Consider the following 15,973-nt stretch of genomic DNA (forward strand, 5'->3'; position numbering starts at 1 on the left):
ACCCGCGGCGAGCTGGCCCGCCAGGCCCGCGAGATCATCGACATCGCCTACTCCGACGGGGACCCCAGTGGCTACCCACCCCGTGACGAGGTCTACCCCATCGTCGCCACCGAGGCCGACCGCCACGTCGTGGCGATCTGGCGTGACGGCCCGTGCACGGAGGATGGTGCGCCGGTGCTGTGGTTCGACGGCGGCGTCACCGAGACCTGGCCGAACGTCTACGAGTGGTGGTTCGCGATGATCAACTCGCGCATCAACATCCTGGGCAAGCTGCGCGCGATGCGGGAGGCCGACGAGTAGCGCACGCGCACCACCGCGGAACACCTCCCCGGGCGCGCGTGAGGTCCGCGCCTCGAGGCGTGCGGAGACGGCACGGGCGACGCAGAAGCCCCACCACCCACGAGGGGTGGCGGGGCTGCGGTCGGTCGTGGTCGGCGTCGGACGCGGTCAGCCGCGCCCGGCCGGGACGAACCAGTGCAGGTACCACAGGCTGCTGCCCTTGACCTGGTAGCAGTTGTGGGCGTCGTAGTAGCCGGAGGAGCGGATGTGGTTCATCTGCGCCCGGCAGGCCGAGAGCGTGGAGTAGGACGAGGTCCCCGAGCGAGGGCTGGCCTCGGCGCTGCTGCTCGGGACGGCGACGAGAGCTCCGGCAGCCAGGACACCAGCGGCGAGCGCGGTCGCGGCGAAGCGGGAGATCGAACGGAGACGGGGGGCGACGGCGGTGGTCATGACTTGACCGTAAGGTGGGCGACCGCGCGTGGCGATGGGGACCTCTCCCCTCAGCGGTGCACGTCGGCCTCCCGATGAAACGGCCAGATGAACGAGCCGATATCCACAGGTCGATCTCGACCCTAGCCACGCGTCGCCGGCTACCCCTACTGTTCCGGTCCAGGGGGTGGGGCGATGGTTGACGCGTTGGTGCAGCTCGAGAGCGAGGTGCGCGAGCTGGTGCGGCGCCGCGCCGTCGACCCCACGCGCGACCTCGCCGGCTTCCGGGCCCTGGTGGCTGAGGCCGTCGGCGACTGGGAGGAGCGGGCGCTGCGCGGCGCCGTCGCCCCGCTGCCCGACGTCGAGGCCGCCGCCAAGCAGACCGTCGACGCGGTCGCCGGCCTCGGCCCGCTGCAGGTCTTCCTCGACGAGCCGGGCATCGAGGAGATCTGGATCAACAGCCCCGGCCGCGTCTTCGTCGCCCGCCGCGGCGTACCCGAGCTCACCACGCTCCTCCTCACGTCCGACGAGGTCCGCGACCTGACGGAGCGCATGCTGCGCCCCTCGGGGCGGCGCCTCGACCTGTCCATGCCCTTCGTGGACGCGACGCTCACCACAGGGGAGCGCGTGCACGTCGTGATCCCCGACGTCACACGGGCCCACCTCGCCGTCAACATCCGCAAGTACACCGCGCGCGCCGCGCACCTGGACGACCTCGTGGCGCTCGGCAGCCTCCCCGCGCCGCGGCCGACTTCCTGGACGCGGCGGTCGCCGTCGGGCTGAACGTGATCGTCAGCGGCGGCACCCAGGCGGGCAAGACGACGATGCTCGGCGCGCTGTGCGGCTCGATCCCGAGCTCGCAGCGGCTGATCACGTGCGAGGAGGTCTTCGAGCTCCAGCCCGGTGTCCGCGACCACGTCGGTATGCAGTGCCGGCAGCCGAACCTCGAGGGCAACGGCGAGATCACGCTGCGGCGCCTGGTGAAGGAGGCGCTGCGGATGCGGCCCGACCGCCTCGTGATCGGCGAGGTCCGCGAGGCGGAGTCGCTCGACCTCCTCATCGCGCTCAACGCCGGCCTGCCGGGCATGGGAACCGTCCACGCGAACAGCGCCCGCGAGGCCGTGCAGAAGCTGTGCATCCTGCCCCTCCTGGCGGGGGCGAACGTCTCGAGCACCTTCGTGGTCCCCACCGTCGCGACGGCGATCGACATCGTCGTGCACGTCGACCTCGACGCGTCCGGACGGCGGAGCGTGCGCGAGATCGTCGCCGTCACCGGGCGTGCCGAGGGTGGCGTCGTCGAGACCGCCGACCTCTTCCACCGCGCACCGACCGACCGGCTCGGCGCCCTCACCCGCGGCAACGGCTACCCACCGGGTGAGGAACGCTTCGAGCGCTCCGGCTACGACCTCGCCGCGCTGCTGGGCGCTCCCTCCGGCGACGACGGCTGGAGCGCCTGATGGGCGCCGTCGTGGGTCTGATGCTGGGCGTCGGGCTGCTGCTCGCGTGGTCCTCGACCTGGAGTCACACACCGTCCGATGCCGCACCCGGCCGCGTGCGCACCGCGTGGGGCGACCTCGCCGCGCGTGCCGGGATGCACGCGGTCTCCCTGCCCGCGTTCGTCGGCGTCTGCACCGGACTCGCGGCCGTGACGGCGATCGTCTCGCTCGGCACGGGGACGGCCGTCAGCGTCGCCGTCGCGTTCGCGGCGATCGTGGCGACGGCGCCGCTCGCCTACGTGCGATCGCGGGCACGTCGACGCGGGGTCGAGCTGGCGCAGCTGTGGCCCGACGTCGTGGACGACCTGACCTCCGCCGTCCGCGCCGGGCTGACCCTCCCCGAGGCGATGATCGCGATGGCCGAGCGCGGCCCCGCCCCGCTGCGCGCCGACATGGCCGTCTTCGCCGCGGAGTACCGGGCCTCGGGCCGGTTCCTCGAGTCGCTCGCCGTCTGGCAGGAGCACCTCGCCGACCCGGTGGCCGACCGGCTCGCCGCCACCCTGCGCGTCGCCACCGAGGTCGGGGGCACCGATCTCGGCCGCATGCTCCGGACGCTCTCGGACTTCCTCCGGACCGACCAGCGCACGCGCGGCGAGCTCGAGGCGCGGCAGTCGTGGACGGTGAACGGCGCCCGGCTCGCCGTCGCCGCCCCGTGGCTCGTGCTGGCGCTGATGAGCGGACGCGGGACCTCGGCCCACGCGTTCGACACGGCGGCGGGCATCGGTCTGCTGGCGGGCGGTGCTGTGATCTCCGCCGTCGCGTACGCCGCGATGCTGCGCATCGGCCGGCTCCCACAGGACCCTCGCGTGCTCCGGGTGGCGCGGTGAACGCCGTCGGTGCCCTCGTCGGGGCCGGTCTCGCCACGGGAGCGCTGTGCGTCGTCGGGGCGTGGCACGCCGCGCGACCGACCCTGGAGGACCGGGTCGCCCCCTACGTCGTCAGCCGGCCGGCGACGTCGTCGCTGCTCGCGGCGCCGCCCCGCACCGCCTCGCGCGCCGGGACCAGCGTGGCGCGCGCCCTCGCCACGCCGGTCGTCACCGACCTCACCCGGCTCCTGGAGCACCTCGGCAGCTCCAGCGCGAGCATCCGCTCCCGCCTCGCGCTGCTGCCCGAGCGTGGCGGGGTGGAGGGCTTCCGCGTCGAGCAGGTGCTGTGGGCCGCGGCCGGGCTGCTGCTCGGCCTCCTCGTGGCGGTCCCCCTCGCGGCCGCCCGCGGCCTGCAGCCGCTGCCCGTCGCGGTCCTCGTGCTCCTCGGGGGTGTCGGCGGCGCGCTCCTGCGCGACTGGTGGCTCACCCGGCAGGCGCGCGCCCGCGAGCGCCGCATCGTGGCGGAGTTCCCCGCGGTCGCCGAGCTCCTCGCGCTGGCGGTGGGTGCCGGCGAGTCGCCCGCGGCCGCCCTGGACCGGATGTCTCGCACCGTGCACGGGGTGCTCGCCGTCGAGCTCGCGCGGACCCTGGCCGACGTGCGTACCGGATCCTCGATGGCGCAGGCGCTGACCGCGATGGGCGCGCGCAGCAACCTCGCGGTCGTCCAGCGGTTCGCCGAGGGCGTGGCGATCGCGATCGAGCGCGGCAGCCCGCTCGCGGAGGTGCTCCGGGCCCAGGCCGCCGACGCCCGCGACGCCGCCAAGCGCGAGCTCATGGAGTCCGGCGGCCGCCGGGAGATAGCGATGCTGGCGCCCGTGGTGTTCCTGCTGCTGCCGCTGACCGTCGCGTTCGCGCTGTTCCCAGGGATCGCTGTCCTGAACCTGGGGACACCGTGATCCGGACCCGCGCCACCGACCCGCATTCGCGTCCGCACCGACCCGCACCAGACCCGACCTGCACCACACCCGACCCGCGGTCGCCCCGCCGCACCACGAGAGGAACGCCGATGTGGCACCGCGACAGAGCACCCCACGACCACCCGAGCGAGAGGAGCCGGCCCGGCCGTGCCGAGACCTCGATCGACCCGAGCACCCGGAGCGACCGGGCGCCCCTGTCTCCTTCCTCGAGTGCGTCGTGGACCGCGAGCCTGCTGGTGTGGCTCACGATCGCCGTCGAGACAATGACCGCGCGGCTGCGGGCACGCGTGGCCCAGCCCGAGCGCGGCGACGTGCCCGGCTGGGTGATGGTCACGCTCATGACGGCGGGCCTGGTCGCCATCGTGTGGGTGCTCGCCGACGACTGGCTGCGGCAGCTCTTCCAGCAGGCCGTCGACCGGGTCACCGGCCCCTGATCGACCGCACCAGGCCCGCGGACGACCGCGAGCGCGGCTCCGCCGTCGCCGAGACGGTGCTCGTGGGCGCGCTCGTCGTCGTCCTCGTGCTCGGGGTGGTCCAGCTCGCCTACGCGCTCTGGGTGCGCACCGTCCTCGTGGACGCCGCGGCCGAGGGGCGCGGCACGCCGCGCTGCTCGACGGCGACCTCACCTCGGGCGAGCAGCGCGCGCGGGACGTGGCGGCGAGCGGGATCGCCGACGCCGCCGTGCAGGGTGCGACCGCAACGGTCGAGTCCGAGGCGGGCTACGACGTCGTGATCGTCGAGCTGACGGCGCCGGTCCCCGTGATCGGACCGCTCGGGCCCTCGGGGACGCTCGTGGTCCGCGGTCGCGCGGTGGTGGAGCAGTGAACCGGCGAGCCGGGGTGACGACGACGCGGGTGCGCCGCGTCCTCGCGGTGCTGCGGGACGGGCCGGGTGCGCAGGTGCCGGGCGACGGCGAGCGCGGCAGCGCGGTGGTCGAGTTCCTGGGCGGCGCCGTCGTACTCGTGGTCCCCCTCGTCTACCTCGTGCTCACGCTGGCGCAGCTGCAGGCGGCCGCGTTCGCGGCCGAGGGGGCCGCGCGCGACACCGGGCGCATCGTCGCGACCGCGGACGACCCCGAGCGGGCCGGGGAGCTGGCCGCGATCGGCGTCGAGCTCGCCTTCGCCGACCAGGGCATCGAGGTCGACGGCGCCGACGCGCTCGCGGTGCGGTGCGCACCGTCGTGCAGCGCACCCGGCGCCGTCGCGACGGTGAGGATCGCCGCGGACGTGCCACTGCCGTGGTGGCCGGGCGGCGCACTCACCGTGCCCGTGACCGCCGAGGCCGTCACGGTGATCGACAGCTACCGGGTGCGCTCGTGAGGCACGCCCGCGCCGCCGACCCCGAGAGCGGCCGGATCCTCGTGCTCACGCTCGGGGCGGTCGCCGTCGCCGTCGCGCTCGTGGCGGTCATCGCGACGGCGAGCGCGGTCTACCTCGACCGCAAGGCCCTCCTCTCGCTCGCCGACTCCGCCGCCGCCTACGCCGCGAGCCAGGTCGACTCCGATGCGTACTTCTCGGGCGGCGAGCTCGCCGTGACCGATGCATCGGTGCGCGCCAGCGTCGCCGACTTCCTCGAGACGGCGCCGTCGTCGCTCACCGATGCGCCCGGGCTCGCCGTCACGGCGCCCACCGGCACGCCCGACGGCGGCACGACCGCCCAGGTGACGCTGACCGCGCTCTCGCGGCCCGCGTTCCTCCCGTGGGTCCTGGCGCCGTGGAGCGACGGGATCACGATGACCGTGACGAGCTCGGCACGGGCGTCCTGACCCCTCCGCCGCCCGGCCAGTACAGCGCGACCGGCAGCCGGCGCTGCGAGGTCTCGACCGCCTCGTCGGAGTCGGAGCCGGAGCCCGGCCGCGACGCGACCGCGGCCGCGGCCATCGCCGCCACCAGCGCGGCCATCGCCTCGCGGCCGACCTCCTCGCCGTCGACGTCGATCGCCGGCACGTCGCCCCCGATCGCGTCGGCCACGAGCCGCTCCGCGCTCACCAGCACCTCGCCGGGTGAGGCGATCCCGCGGGCGCGCAGCGCGAACACGAGCCCCAGCCCCACTGACGTCGCGTACGGGATCGCGGCGCTCGCCCCGGAGGCGAGCACGTCCTCGACCGCGCCGGTCCCGGCGGCGAACGTGGCCGGGAACGGGCCGAGCCGGTGCAGGTCGGCCCGCCCGTGCGTCGCGGCTGCGACGGCGGCGGCCCGCTGCCCGTCCTGCCACGACCCGTCGGGCCCACCGAGGTAGACGACCGAGCGGTGCCCGGCACCCACCAGGTGGTCGGCCAGCGCGCCGAAGGCCGAGGCGGTGTCGGCGACGATCGACTCCATCCCGGCGATCTCGCGGTCCACCAGCACCGTCGGGACCAGGGCACCGACGGCACGCACGAGGGCGTCCGGGCCGCGCGGCGCCACGAGCACCAGCCCGTCGACCTGGGTCGCGAGGCGCGTCAGGCCGGCCAGCTCCGCCTCGTCCGCGATCGGGTGCACGGCCACCGTCAGCTGGAGGTCCGCCGCCTCGGCACGCGCCTGGGCGCCCGCGATGATCGGCGTGAAGAAGGTGTTCTCCAGCGTCGGCACCACGAGCGCGACGATGCCGGTGCGGCCGCGCGCGAGGTGGCTCGCCGCGCGGTTGCGCACGAACCCCAGCTCCTGCGCGGCCGCGAGCACGCGCGCCACGGTCGCGGGCGCCACCAGCTCGGCCCGGCTCAGGGCGCGCGACGCCGTCGCCTTCGACACCCCGGCCCTGCTCGCCACATCGGCCAGTGTCGGCACCCGTCGCCTCCCGGCTCGTTGATCGATCGTGAGCCGCGCCGTCCTCGGCGCCGCCCTCGTCACCCTACGAGAACGCACAACCGGTTGCATCCGCAGCCGCTCCACGTTTTACACGCTGTTCACCGGGGCGGTACCCGCGGGTCACCGCACCCGCTACCGTTGACCGCAACCGATTGTGCAACCGGTTCCACCTCGCTTCGCGCGATCCGCTCCCGAGGCGGGACCTCCACCATCCACGACACGGACGGAGACCGCCGTGATCTCGCGCCGCACCGGACTGCTCCTGATCCCGGGCCTCGTGCTGCTGCTCGCCGGCTTCCTCGTGCCGTCGATCGCCATGCTGCTCGCACCCCCGGGCGTCACGCCGGGCGACGTGCTGACGCGCCTCGGTCAGATGCTCACCGACCCCTACGACCTCGCGATCGTGTGGCGCACGGTGAAGCTGGGCCTGATCGTCACCCTCATCTGCCTCGTGCTCGGCTTCCCGATCGCCTACCTGCTCGCGCGCTCGACGTCGCGCTGGTCCGGCGTGCTGCTCGCACTCGCGATCTTCCCGCTGCTCCTGAGCAACGTCGTGCGCACCTTCGGGTGGCTGGTGGTGCTGGGGTCCAACGGGGCGATCGGCCGCGTGCTGGTCGCGCTCGGTCTGACGGACCGGGCGCCGCAGCTGCTCTACACCGAGCTCGCCATCGTGCTCGGCCTGACCCAGCTCTTCCTGCCGCTCGCGATCATCTCCTGCTACTCCGCCGTCGCCCAGGTCGACCCCGGGCTCGACGACGCCGCCCGCGGCCTCGGCGCCTCGCGCACCCGCACGTTCTGGGGCGTCGTGACGCCGCTGTCCGCCCCCGGGCTCGTCGTCGCCGCCACCCTCGTGTTCGCGGGGAGCGCGACGGCGTACACCACCCCGTACCTGCTCGGCGGCTCCAGCCAGCGCATGCTCTCCACGCAGCTGTTCTCCTACGCCAGCGTCAGCATCGACTGGGCCGCGGCCAGCGCGACGGCGCTCATCATGACCGTGCTGGTCTTCGCCGTCTCCGGGCTGTCCTCGCTCGCCGCGCGACGGGGGCCACCTCGTGAAGCAGCGCCGCCCCGTGGCGGCGGCGCTCGCCGTCGCCGGCTACGTCGTGATGATCGTGCCGATCCTCTTCGTCGTCGCCACCGCCTTCACCGGCGGCAGCACGCTGCGCTTCCCGCCCGAGGGCGTCTCGCTGCAGTGGTTCGAGGCCGCGTTCGCCTACTCGCCCTTCATCAGCGCGATGGTCTCGAGCCTCCAGCTCGCGGCGCTCGCCACGTTCTTCGCCCTGCTCCTGGGCGTGCCGGCGACCCTCGCGATCCACCGTGGCCGCCTGCCCGGCAAGGGCCTGGTGGAGGGGCTCTTCCTCTCGCCGCTGATCGTGCCCGAGCTCGTCGTCGGGCTCGCACTCTTCCAGCAGCTGATGATCGGTCTGCGGCTGGACAACTTCACCGTGCTGCTCGTGGGCCACACGGTGCTGATGCTGCCGTACGCCGTCCGCGTCACGGGGGCCTCGCTCGCGCTGGCCGACCCGTTCGTGGAGGAGGCGGCCCGCGGGCTCGGCGCGTCCCCGCTGCGCACGTTCTTCTCGGTCACGCTGCCGCTGCTGCGGCCCGGCATCTTCTCGGCCGCGCTGCTCAGCTTCGTGACGTCGTTCAACAACGTCCCGCTCTCGCTGCTCCTGCAGAGCCGCGACTTCCGCACCCTGCCGGTCACGATGCTCGACTACGTCCAGCAGAGCTACGACCCCATGGTCGCCGCCACCAGCACCATCATCCTCGCGGGCACCGTGCTCGTCGCCGTCGTCGCCGAGCGCACGGTCGGCTTCGCCCGCATCTTCGGAGGGATCAACCGATGACCGTCGCCGCGCAGTTCCAGCAGGTGACCCAGCGCTTCGGCGACTTCACCGCCGTCGACGCGATCGACCTCACCATCCCCGCCGGGCAGTTCACCACGCTGCTCGGACCGAGCGGCTGCGGCAAGACGACGTCGCTGCGCATGCTCGCGGGCTACACCGTCCCGACGTCGGGCACGATCCTCATCGACGGCGTCGACGCCACGCGCACCCCGCCCGAGCGCCGCGGCCTCGGCATGGTCTTCCAGTCCTACGCGCTCTTCCCGCACATGACCGTGGCCGAGAACGTCGGCTACGGGCTCAAGCTGCGCAAGGTCGGCGCGGCGGAGCGCCGGCGCGTCGTCGAGGAGACGCTCGACCTCGTCGGCCTCGGCCACCTGGCCGGCAGCCGCCCGAAGAAGCTCTCCGGCGGCCAGCAGCAGCGCGTCGCGCTCGCCCGCGCCATCGCGATCCGCCCGAAGCTGCTGCTGCTCGACGAGCCGCTGTCCAACCTCGACGCGCGGCTCCGCATCCACATGCGCGCCGAGCTGCGCCGCATCCAGGCCGAGACCGGCCTCACCGTCGTACTGGTGACGCACGACCAGGACGAGGCGCTCGAGCTCTCCGACCAGATGGTCGTCATGCGCGAGGGCCGCATCCTGCAGGCCGGCGCGCCGCAGGACGTGTTCCCCTCCCCGCGAACCGGCACGTGGCCGAGTTCCTCGGGTACGAGAACTTCCTGGTCGCCGCCGACGGCGCCGTCCGCACCGTGCGTCCCGAGCACCTGCGGGTGCTGCCCGGGCTCGGCGAGCACGACGGCGAGCCCGGCTCGTGCGACGGCCTCACCCTCGAGGGGGTCGTCGTCGACGTCGCCTTCCGGGGTGTCGACCGCGTCGTCACGGTCGACGCCGACGACGCGACCGGCACCACCGTGCGGCTCACGGCCGACGTGCGCGACAGCGCGCTCACCGCGAGCCCGGGGGACCGCATCCTCCTGCGCGCGGACGCCGCGCACGTCGTCGCGCTCGCCGGCTGACGGCTCTCCGTCCGTCCGTCCTGCCCCCTCCACCTCCGCTCCCTGCACCCCCGTCCCGCATCTCAGCCCGCACCCGCTCCGGAAGGCCCCGCCATGACCCGCCCCGCCCCCCGCCAGCTCACCGCCGCCGCCGCGGTGCTCGCCGCCACCGCCCTGCTCGCCGCCTGCTCCGGCGGCGACGCCGGATCCGGTGACGGCGGCAGCGGCGACTCCATCGTCGTCAGCACCTTCCCGTTCGGCGTCGAGCAGTTCCAGGAGGCGGTCGTCGACCCCTTCACCGAGGCCACCGGCATCGAGGTCGAGATCGAGACCGGCTCGAACGCCGACCGCCTCAGCCAGCTCGAGCTCGCGGGCGACCGTTCCGGCGTCGACGTCATGCTCATCTCCGACGCGTTCGCCGCCTCCGGCCAGGAGAAGGAGCTGTTCGAGTCCTTCGGTGAGGCCGAGGTCCCGAACCTGGGCGAGATCGCCGACTTCGCCGTCGAGGAGGGCTTCGACGGTCCGGCGTACAGCTACCAGCTCAACGGGATCCTCTACAACACCGACGAGGTCACCGCCGAGCAGGCCGCGGACTGGGAGCTCTTCGCCGACCCCGCGCTCGCCGGCCGCCTCGCGTTCCCCGACTTCTCCGTGACCGCCGGCCAGCTCGCGGTCTCGGGCGTCGCCGACAGCTACGGCGACGGCCCCTACGACATCGACACGGCCTACGAGGTCATCGGATCCTGGGCGCCCGGGATCCTGCAGTTCTACTCCTCCTCGACCGAGGTCACGAACCTGCTGACGCAGGGCGAGATCGTCGCCGCCGACTCCCTCAACGGGTTCGCGACGACGCTGGTCGCCTCCGGCGAGCCCGTCGCCTGGACGGCGCCCGCGGAGGGTCGCTACATGGCCACGAACCGCGCGATGGTCCCGGTCGGTGCGCCGAACTCCGAGGGTGCGCACGCCTTCATCGACTACCTCCTGAGCGTCGAGGCGCAGACCGCCTCGGCCGACCTGGTCGGCGACCTGCCGGTCAACCTGGCCGCGGAGGTCCCGGCGGAGCTCACCGACGTCGTCGGCGACATCGCGGCCGACCCGATCGCGGCCGGTTACGCGACGCTCGACCCGGCCGAGACGACGCCGAACCGCGCCGCGTGGCTCGACCGCTTCGCTCGCGAGGTGTCCTCGCGCTGATGACGTCGCTCCTGTCCAGCACGACCACCTCCCCCGCCGTCCACCCCGACGAGCTGCGCCGGCTGCCGAAGGCCGACCTGCACTGCCACCTCATCGGCACGGTGCGGGCCTCGACCTTCGCGCAGCTCGCGCGGCGCGAGAAGCTCGAGCTCCCGGACACCCCGGAGCGCATCTTCGCCGACATCAACTCCCTGCCGCCGGACCCCTCGCTCTACGAGGGCACCCGGATCCCGGTGCCGCAGGGGCGCTCGGCGGACGAGCCGGCCGTCTCCTACTCCCTGTTCCAGGTCTCGGCCTGGGTGGTGGAGGTCCTGCGCGACGCCGACGACCTCACCCGCATCACCTACGAGGCGTTCGAGGACGCCCACCGCACGAGCGGCACCCGCCACCTGGAGCTGTTCTTCGACGCGCTGCCGCCGCACCTGGAGCACCTGGGCTACCGCGGCGCGATCGAGGCGTACGCCGAGGGCATCCGCCTGGCCGAGCGCGACTTCGGCATGACCGGGCTGATGATCCAGGGCATCGACCGCAGCCGGAGCGGCGCGGAGGCGCTCGAGGTGGTGCGGCGCGTCGTGGACAACCCGCACGACGTCGTCGCCGGGATCGGGCTCGACAACCTCGAGACCGCCGGCCCGCCGGAGCGCTTCGCGGACGCCTACCGCCTCGCGGGCGAGGCCGGACTCGGGCGCACGGCGCACTCCTCCGAGCACGCGCCGACCGCCGTCAACACGATCACGTGCCTCGACCTCCTGGGCTGCGACCGCATCGACCACGGCTACTACGTCCTCGAGGACGACGCCGTGGTGGAGCGGATGCGCGAGCAGCAGGTGGCGTTCACGGTGGCCTCGACGACGTCGCGCCGGTCCTGGCGGCCGTGGCGGCGCGCCTCGATCCAGGCGATGCTCGAGGCCGGTCTGAACGTGATCCCGTGCTCGGACGACCCCGGGATGTTCCCGACGTCGCTGGCCGCCGAGTACGGCATCGCGCACGAACGGATCGGTGCGAGCCGCGAGCAGCTCGCGGACATGGCGGTGGCGAGCATCGACGCGTCCTGGCTGCCGGCGGAGAGGAAGGCGGCGGCGCACGAGGCGTTCGCGGCCGAGGTGGCGGCGTTCCGCACGGGCGGTGCCGCGCCGTCGTCGACCGCCTGACGCGGCGCCACCGGACGGGGCCGGTCGACGGCGCGCATCGCCGTCGACCGGTCCCGTCGGCCGTGCTCAGGCCGGGAGCGCGCCCGCGGCGCGCGGCGCCAGGAGCGCGAGCCACGCGAGCAGCGCCACCCCCGCCACCAGCGCGCCGTCGGGCCACCCCAGCGCGACGGGGCGCCACACGGTCCGCGGGCCCGGGCCGAGACCGCGCGACTCCAGCGCGAACGCGGTCCGCTCCGAGGACCGGATCGAGACCACGAGCAGCGTGAAGGCGCACCGCGCGAGGGCACGGACGCCCAGCCGCGGTTCGCGACTCGCCCGTCCCCGTCGGCGCTCGCTCACCGGCAGCCGCACGGCGTGCGCGCGCGTGATCGTGCGCCACTGCCGCGGCAGCTCCCCGAGCAGGCGGTGACCCGCCAGCAGCGCGTACGCGATGCGCGGGCTGAGCCGCGCGTGTTGCACGAGGCTGACCACGAGTCGGCGCGGCTCGGCGCTCGTCGCGAACGCCACCGCCCCCACCCCGATGACGAGCGCCCGGAGCGCGAGCACCACGCCGATGCTCAGCCCCTCCGCCGTCACCCGCACCGGCGCGTCCGGCCAGAGCGGCTCGCCCGGCCGCGCGAGCGCGTTCACCACCACCAGCCCCGTCCCGAACAGCAGGAACGGGACCTGGGCGCGCGCGAACCGCCACGGGTGCAGCCGCGCACCGACGCACGCGCCGACGGCGAGCGCGCCGTACAGCGCCACGAGCGGGAGCGGCTCCGTCAGGAGGAGCGTCAGCACCGAGAGCGCGAGCACCAGCGCGAGCAGCACGCTCGGGTTGCGGCGCACGAGCCAGGGCGCGGACCTGCTCACGCGGCCACCGCGACGTCGTCCGCGAGCCGCTCGAGCACGGCGAGCGCGCCGCGCACGGGCACGTCGTGCTCCACGAGGAACCCCAGCAGCGCGGGCACGCTCATCCCCGCGGCGGCGAGCGCCGTCGCATCGCGCAGGAACGCCTCCGGGGTCAGGTCGGCCGCGACGCCACCGCCCGCGACCACGACGACGCGGTCGGCCCACGCGGCCACGGCGCGCAGGTCGTGGCTCGTCAGGGCGACGGCGAGCCCGCCGTCGGCCGCCTCACGCAGCGCGGCCATCGCGGCCCGGGTCGCGGCGCGGTCGAGGCCGAACCCGGGTTCGTCCGCGAGCAGCACGGGGCGCTCGTGCGCGAGCATCGCCGCGAGGCTGAGCCGCCGCTTCTGCCCGCCCGAGAGCGTGTAGGGGCTCCGATCCGCCCAGTCCCGCAGGTCGAACGCGTCGAGCAGCTCCGCCACCCGCCCGGGGGCGACCGCACCGAACGCGATCTCGCCGGTCACCGTGGCGGCGACGAGCTGGTGCTCCGGGTCCTGGAACACCAGGCCCGCACGCGGCCCCTCCACCGTGCCCGCGGCCGGGGCCTCCAGGCCCGCGAGTGCCGCCAGCAGCGTGGACTTGCCCGCACCGTTGGCTCCCACGATCGCCGTCAGCGCACCGGCGCGCAGGTCGAGGTCGACGTCGCGCAGCACCTCACGACCGCCCGCCCGCACGGCGAGGCCGCGCGTGCGCAGCACGACCTCGCGCGTTCTCGACCCCGCCGGCAGTCCCGACGGCGCCGCCGCGGCCTCGCGCGCGAGCGCCAGCAGGGCGCGCCGCACGTCGTCGGACGCGAGCCCGCCGCCGAGCCCGAGGAGCGCCTCGAGCTCGGCGTCCAGCGGCAGCCAGCACCCCTGGCGCAGCAGCGCGCGACCGTGGCGCGCGAGCACGTCCGCCGTCGGGCCGTCGGCGAGCACCCGGCCCGAGCGCGCCAGGGCGATCGTGCGCGGCGGCAGCCCCGCGCTCCCCGCCTGTCCGGCCCACTCGTCGAGGCGGTGCTCCACGAGCACCACGGCGACGTCGTCACCCACGCGGGCGACGGCGTCGCGCACCGCCGCCACGCCCGGCGCGTCCAGCATCGACGTCGGCTCGTCCAGCAGGAGCACCCGCGGCCGCGCGACGGTGGCGGCCGCGAGCGCCACGCGCTGCAGCTCGCCGCCGGAGAGCTCACCGCTGGCGCGTTCGCGCAGGTGGGCCGCGCCGGCGACGACGAGCGCACCCTCCACCGCAGGGCCGATCCGCTCGGGCGGGACGGCGCGGTTCTCGAGCGGCAGCGCGACCTCGTCGGCCACCAGCGTCAGGCAGACGCCGGTGACCGGGTCCTGCGCGACCGTCCCCACGTGCGCCGAGGTCGCCGCGACGCCGTCGCTCACGGGGTCGACCGGGAACACGGAGCCGCCCCTGCCACCCTCGCCGCCCCCCACGCGCAGCGTGCCGGTCACGTGGGCCCGCACGTGCTGCGGCACCGCGCCGGCGAGCGTGCGCAGGAGGGTCGTCTTGCCGGAGCCGGAGGGTCCGAGCACGAGGACGTGCTCGCCGGGGGCGACGTCGGCGGTGAGGGGACCCACGCCGTCGCCACCCGGCAGCACGACCTCGAGGCCGACCGCGTGCACGACCGGGCGCACGACGGCGTCAGCGCTCACGCCGCACCGGTGCCGCTCCCGCGCGCCCGCCGTCGTCCTCGCGGTCGCCCCCACCGTCGACCGCCCCGATCGCGAAGTTGGCCAGGACACCGGTGCGCAGCAGCGCGTCGACGATCACCTTCGCGAGCAGGCCGCCCAGGAGCACGCCCGAGACGGCCTGCAGGCCGAACCGCAGCGCGAGGATGTCCTGCCCGTACCAGCCGAAGCGGAAGGCCGACCAGACGAAGACGAGGCTCGCGCCGAGCAGCCCCGAGAGCGCGAACCGGCCCCAGCCGAAGTGGCGGTAGCGCCCCAGCGCGAACGGGAGCTCGCTGCCGATCCCCTGCAGCAGTGCCGCGACGATCAGCAGCGGGCCCACCGCGCTGCCCAGGAAGACGACCTCGATGACCGAGGCGAGCACCTCGGCCAGGACGCCCACGCCCGGCCGCCGGATGATCGTGATCGCGATCGGTGCGACCAGCAGCCACGAGCCGAGGAGGAGGTGCTGCGCCAGGTCCCCCGCGGGACCCATCGCGACCTGCAGCCCGATCCACGCCTGCACGAACACCCAGTACAGGAAGCCGAAGACGACCCCGAGCACCACGACGAGCACGATCTCCTTGAGCGCGAGGCCGCGCCCGGAGCGAGCGGTGGTGGTGGTGGTGGTCGCGCTCATCGTGCGCGCCCGACGTGGCTCGGGCTGTTCAGCGACAGCGTGAGGTGGGAGGTCACGTGCTGCACACCGCGGCCCACCAGCACCCAGCCGGCGACGGCGGTGGCCAGCACATCCCCGACGTCGCCCTCCAGCCGGGTGACGAAGTGCTCCGAGACGCGGAAGGTGCCGAGCTCACGGGCGTGGTCGATCGCCGCGTAGATGTCCCGCATGTGGTCCGGCTCGCCACCCGTGACGGCCTGGTCGGCCAGCGGGTAGAGCGCCCACTCGGCCGCGGCCCACCGACCGGTGGTGCGCGACGTCGGCACCTCACCCCCGCGTGGTCCGGCGCCACCCGGCAGGTCGCACACCACCTCGCCCGGGCAGCCGCGCGAGAGGTGGACGGTGAGCGCGACGTGGCGCTCCGTCGCCGCGAGCGCCTGCGCGAGGTCGGTCAGCCACCGCAGCAGGTCGGACTCGGACCCGCCCGCGTAGGTGGAGACGTCACCGGTCTCGACCGCGAGTCCGGCGGTGTCGAGACCGGCCAGGGCGCGGGTGAGGACGGCGGCGTAGTCGTCGGCCATGACGGCGGCGGTCACGCGGACCCCGACGCCGAAGGTGAGCGGGTCGCTCGTGGGGTCGGTGACCTCGGTGGCATCGGTGAGATCGGTGGGGGTGAGCATCATGCGGCAGCCTCTCGGGCTCGCGGCACGGGCGCGGACGGCGGTCGTCACGCGTAGCTTCCTGCGCCGGCATGATCCGGATCAGGTTCGACGGTCGGAGTTGGAGAACTCCCTCTCAGCCCAGCTCACTGGACTCCCGTGCTCGGTCCCGACCCTAGTCGGTGGGCGC

At 74.7% G+C, this 15,973-nt stretch carries 18 protein-coding genes, 3 pseudogenes and 1 riboswitch; of the genes and pseudogenes, 15 read left to right on the plus strand and 6 right to left on the minus strand.

The genetic code is table 11. The features are described from left to right. Positions 1 to 129: 129 nt before the first annotated feature. Entirely contained in the window at positions 130 to 300 is a 171-nt protein-coding gene (locus QQK22_RS09795) for a hypothetical protein (protein WP_284250753.1), read from the plus strand. A gap of 147 nt (positions 301 to 447) precedes the next feature. Here the strand turns inward: QQK22_RS09795 and QQK22_RS09800 are convergent, their stop codons facing one another. Further along, entirely contained in the window at positions 448 to 729 is a 282-nt protein-coding gene (locus tag QQK22_RS09800) for a hypothetical protein (protein ID WP_284250754.1), read from the minus strand. Between the two features lie 174 nt (positions 730 to 903). Here QQK22_RS09800 and QQK22_RS09805 point away from each other — a divergent pair. The 8 genes and pseudogenes from QQK22_RS09805 to QQK22_RS09840 all read left to right on the plus strand — a co-directional run bounded on the left by QQK22_RS09805 (position 904) and on the right by QQK22_RS09840 (position 5,752). Next, positions 904 to 2,165: pseudogene (locus QQK22_RS09805) on the plus strand (TadA family conjugal transfer-associated ATPase). Next, positions 2,165 to 3,031, plus strand: coding sequence for a type II secretion system F family protein (locus QQK22_RS09810; RefSeq protein ID WP_284250755.1), 867 nt, complete (start codon positions 2,165 to 2,167; stop codon positions 3,029 to 3,031). The pseudogene QQK22_RS09805 and the gene QQK22_RS09810 overlap by 1 nt, the downstream one beginning before the upstream one ends. Then, positions 3,028 to 3,966: a type II secretion system F family protein gene (locus QQK22_RS09815; protein ID WP_284250757.1), complete on the plus strand. Its 939-nt coding sequence runs from the start codon at positions 3,028 to 3,030 to the stop codon at positions 3,964 to 3,966. The genes QQK22_RS09810 and QQK22_RS09815 overlap by 4 nt, the downstream gene beginning before the upstream one ends. Before the next feature lie 257 nt (positions 3,967 to 4,223). Beyond that, entirely contained in the window at positions 4,224 to 4,421 is a 198-nt protein-coding gene (locus QQK22_RS09820; protein ID WP_284252833.1) for a hypothetical protein, read from the plus strand. Between the two features lie 86 nt (positions 4,422 to 4,507). Then, entirely contained in the window at positions 4,508 to 4,720 is a 213-nt protein-coding gene (locus QQK22_RS09825; protein ID WP_284252663.1) for a TadE family protein, read from the plus strand. Next, positions 4,639 to 4,812 carry a hypothetical protein gene (locus tag QQK22_RS09830; protein ID WP_284252835.1) on the plus strand — a complete coding sequence of 58 codons (174 nt, stop codon included), beginning with the start codon at positions 4,639 to 4,641 and terminating at the stop codon, positions 4,810 to 4,812. Before QQK22_RS09825 ends, QQK22_RS09830 begins: the two co-directional genes overlap by 82 nt. A gap of 14 nt (positions 4,813 to 4,826) precedes the next feature. Further along, a complete protein-coding gene (locus tag QQK22_RS09835) occupies positions 4,827 to 5,306 on the plus strand; it encodes a pilus assembly protein (RefSeq protein WP_284250758.1) in 480 nt (159 codons plus the stop codon). Continuing rightward, positions 5,303 to 5,752 carry a hypothetical protein gene (locus QQK22_RS09840; RefSeq protein ID WP_284250759.1) on the plus strand — a complete coding sequence of 150 codons (450 nt, stop codon included), beginning with the start codon at positions 5,303 to 5,305 and terminating at the stop codon, positions 5,750 to 5,752. Before QQK22_RS09835 ends, QQK22_RS09840 begins: the two co-directional genes overlap by 4 nt. Here the strand turns inward: QQK22_RS09840 and QQK22_RS09845 are convergent. After that, complete coding sequence (locus tag QQK22_RS09845) at positions 5,715 to 6,752, minus strand: LacI family DNA-binding transcriptional regulator (RefSeq protein WP_284250760.1); 1,038 nt, start codon at positions 6,750 to 6,752, stop codon at positions 5,715 to 5,717. The two genes, QQK22_RS09840 and QQK22_RS09845, sit on opposite strands and share 38 nt — an antisense overlap. Positions 6,753 to 7,146: 394 nt before the next feature. Here QQK22_RS09845 and QQK22_RS09850 point away from each other — a divergent pair. From QQK22_RS09850 to QQK22_RS09870, 6 genes and pseudogenes are all read left to right on the plus strand, one after another. Next, a pseudogene (locus QQK22_RS09850) lies at positions 7,147 to 7,749 on the plus strand (ABC transporter permease); the annotation flags it as partial. A 76-nt stretch (positions 7,750 to 7,825) separates the two neighbouring features. Further along, positions 7,826 to 8,623: an ABC transporter permease gene (locus tag QQK22_RS09855; protein WP_284250761.1), complete on the plus strand. Its 798-nt coding sequence runs from the start codon at positions 7,826 to 7,828 to the stop codon at positions 8,621 to 8,623. After that, positions 8,620 to 9,045 (plus strand): annotated as a pseudogene (locus tag QQK22_RS19310) (ABC transporter ATP-binding protein); the annotation flags it as partial. The gene QQK22_RS09855 and the pseudogene QQK22_RS19310, both read left to right, overlap by 4 nt. 344 nt (positions 9,046 to 9,389) lie before the next feature. Then, complete coding sequence (locus QQK22_RS19315) at positions 9,390 to 9,635, plus strand: TOBE domain-containing protein (protein ID WP_431310189.1); 246 nt, start codon at positions 9,390 to 9,392, stop codon at positions 9,633 to 9,635. 93 nt (positions 9,636 to 9,728) lie between these two features. Next, positions 9,729 to 10,808 (plus strand): extracellular solute-binding protein, encoded by a 1,080-nt coding sequence (locus QQK22_RS09865; RefSeq protein WP_284250762.1) that lies wholly within the window; start codon positions 9,729 to 9,731, stop codon positions 10,806 to 10,808. Further along, on the plus strand, positions 10,808 to 11,959 hold the full coding sequence (locus QQK22_RS09870; RefSeq protein ID WP_284250763.1) for an adenosine deaminase family protein: 1,152 nt from the start codon (positions 10,808 to 10,810) through the stop codon (positions 11,957 to 11,959). The genes QQK22_RS09865 and QQK22_RS09870 overlap by 1 nt, the downstream gene beginning before the upstream one ends. A 66-nt stretch (positions 11,960 to 12,025) precedes the next feature. Here the strand turns inward: QQK22_RS09870 and QQK22_RS09875 are convergent, their stop codons facing one another. From QQK22_RS09875 to QQK22_RS09890, 4 genes are read right to left on the minus strand one after another with little or no spacing between them, the layout of a single operon-like run. Further along, positions 12,026 to 12,811, minus strand: a complete 786-nt coding sequence (locus tag QQK22_RS09875) for an energy-coupling factor transporter transmembrane component T family protein (RefSeq protein ID WP_284250764.1) — start codon at positions 12,809 to 12,811, stop codon at positions 12,026 to 12,028. Next, entirely contained in the window at positions 12,808 to 14,490 is a 1,683-nt protein-coding gene (locus QQK22_RS09880) for an ATP-binding cassette domain-containing protein (RefSeq protein ID WP_284250765.1), read from the minus strand. Before QQK22_RS09880 ends, QQK22_RS09875 begins: the two co-directional genes overlap by 4 nt. Next, positions 14,480 to 15,145 carry an ECF transporter S component gene (locus QQK22_RS09885; protein ID WP_284250766.1) on the minus strand — a complete coding sequence of 222 codons (666 nt, stop codon included), beginning with the start codon at positions 15,143 to 15,145 and terminating at the stop codon, positions 14,480 to 14,482. The genes QQK22_RS09880 and QQK22_RS09885 overlap by 11 nt, the downstream gene beginning before the upstream one ends. Beyond that, a complete protein-coding gene (locus tag QQK22_RS09890) occupies positions 15,142 to 15,807 on the minus strand; it encodes a YkoF family thiamine/hydroxymethylpyrimidine-binding protein (protein ID WP_284250767.1) in 666 nt (221 codons plus the stop codon). Before QQK22_RS09890 ends, QQK22_RS09885 begins: the two co-directional genes overlap by 4 nt. 38 nt (positions 15,808 to 15,845) lie before the next feature. Then, a riboswitch (TPP riboswitch) is annotated at positions 15,846 to 15,954 on the minus strand. Positions 15,955 to 15,973: the final 19 nt, after the last annotated feature.

Source organism: Litorihabitans aurantiacus, assembly GCF_030161595.1.
In the GTDB taxonomy this organism is placed as follows: Bacteria; Actinomycetota; Actinomycetes; order Actinomycetales; family Beutenbergiaceae; genus Litorihabitans; species Litorihabitans aurantiacus.